Here is a 1,796-nt window from a genome sequence, read left to right as displayed (position 1 = left end):
GCTCGCGCGGCTGGCCGGCGTTGCGACCGATGCGACGCATGCGCGCGCCGGCGGTGCCTCCGCCGCCGCCGCGAAGGCCCTGCATGCCCGGCTCGGCGCGCCATCCGGCGCCGGCCTCGGCGTGCTGTCCGGCATGACCGGCGTGGCGGAAGCGCGCGCCGAGGAGGATGCCTTCCTCGCCACCCTTGGCGCCGCCGCCATCCGCCGCACCGGCACGCTGCTCGGCCATGGGGTGGAAGCGAGCTTCCCCGCCAATGTCGCGCTCGGCGCGCTGGCGCTCTCGCGCGGTGGCTTCTACCCGGCAATGGACCCGGCGGATGCCGGGGACGGCCCGGTCGAGCGCATCCTCGTCACCGGCTTCGGCCAGTGGCGGGGAGAGGCGCTCGCGCTTCTGGAGCGTGCTGCATGAAGGACCATCTCGGGCGGCCGCTGGTTGCCGTCACCGGCATCGGCATCGTCACCCCCCTCGCCTGGGGGCGGGAAGCGAGCTGGGCCGCGCTGCGCGCCGGGCAATCCGGCATCACGCGCATCCGCCGCTTCCCGGTGGACAAGCTGCGCACCACCATCGCCGGCACGGTCGAACTGCCGGAGGAAGCGGCGGGCGGCGAGATCGCGAGTTCGCCCGTCCGCGTCGAGCGCATGGCCGCCGCGGCGGTCGAGGAAGCGCTGGCCCAGGCCGCGATCGGCCCCGAGGGCACCTTCCCCGGCCCGCTCATGGTCGGCATGCCGCCGGTCGAATACGAATGGCCGCAGCGCTTCGAGCTCGCCCGCCGTGCGAATGGCGATGGCTCCTACCGCGCCGCGACCGAGGCCGCCGCGGGCCGGCAGGATCTGTACGAGACCTTCGTGTTCGGCGGCGTGGGCGAACGGCTCGCCGCCCGCTTCGGCACGCGCGGCGCGCCGATCGCGCTGACCACCGCCTGCGCCACCGGCGCCTCCGCCATCCAGATGGCGGTCGAAGCCATCCAGCGCGGGGAGAGCGAGGCCGCGATCGCACTCGGCGCCGACGGGTCCGTCCAGCCCGAGGCGGTGATCCGCTTCGCGCTGCTCTCCGCGCTGACGGCCCGCAACGAGCACCCCGAGCGCGCATCCCGCCCCTTCGAGAAGACCCGCGACGGCTTCGTGATGAGCGAAGGCGCGGCCGCCCTCGTGCTGGAAAGCCTGGAACACGCCACGCGCCGGGGTGCCACCGTGCTCGGCCTCGTGTCCGGCTGCGGGGAGCGGGCGGATTCCTTCCACCGCACGCGGTCCAACCCGGATGGGCACGCCATCATCGGCGCCATGCGCAATGCCATCGCCGATGCGGGCATCGCGCCCGCGGATATCGGCTACGTCAACGCGCACGGCACCGGCACGCCGGAGAACGACAAGATGGAGACGCTCGGCATGCGCGCCGTCTTCGGCGACGCGCCGCCGCCCATCTCCTCGAACAAGTCGATGATCGGCCACACGCTCTCGGCCGCCGGGGCGATCGAGGCCGCGGTCAGCCTTCTGACGATCCGCGACCAGGTGCTGCCGCCCACCATCAACCATGCCGAGCCCGACCCGGCGATCACGCTCGACGTGGTGCCGAACGTCGCGCGGCCCGTCTCGGGGCTACGGCACGTGCTGTCGAATTCGTTCGGGTTCGGCGGGCAGAATGTCTGCCTGGTGGTCAGCGCCGCGCCGTGACGTGCGGGCGGGGGAGGAGAACCTCCCCCGCGCCCCCTCCCTTCTTTGGATACCTGGCACCGCCCCTTGCGGTCCGTCCCCAATTGGCAAAGAAGGTTGAGGGGCCTTCGGGGGGAGAAGTTCCC

The 1,796-nt window shown here is 73.3% G+C and carries 2 protein-coding genes; both read left to right on the top strand.

Going from position 1 to position 1,796, the window contains the following annotated elements:
- Positions 1–409: hypothetical protein (locus HW577_RS24495; protein ID WP_198378706.1), on the top strand; the 409-nt coding region annotated here is incomplete at its 5' end.
- Positions 406–1,671, top strand: a complete 1,266-nt coding sequence (locus HW577_RS24490) for a beta-ketoacyl synthase N-terminal-like domain-containing protein (protein ID WP_198378705.1) — start codon at positions 406–408, stop codon at positions 1,669–1,671. The genes HW577_RS24495 and HW577_RS24490, both read left to right, overlap by 4 nt.
- Positions 1,672–1,796: the final 125 nt, after the last annotated feature.

The sequence above is a fragment of the Neoroseomonas rubea genome, assembly GCF_016106015.1.
GTDB classification, from domain to species: domain Bacteria; phylum Pseudomonadota; class Alphaproteobacteria; order Acetobacterales; family Acetobacteraceae; genus Neoroseomonas; species Neoroseomonas rubea.
Note: the sequence above shows the minus strand (reverse complement) of the source record. Positions and strands in the feature narration are given on the sequence as shown.

What these genes read in the sequence shown, in the direction of transcription:
- HW577_RS24490 (WP_198378705.1), top strand. Translation starts at nt 406, where the DNA reads ATGAAGGACCATCTCGGGCGGCCGCTGGTTGCCGTCACCGGCATCGGC.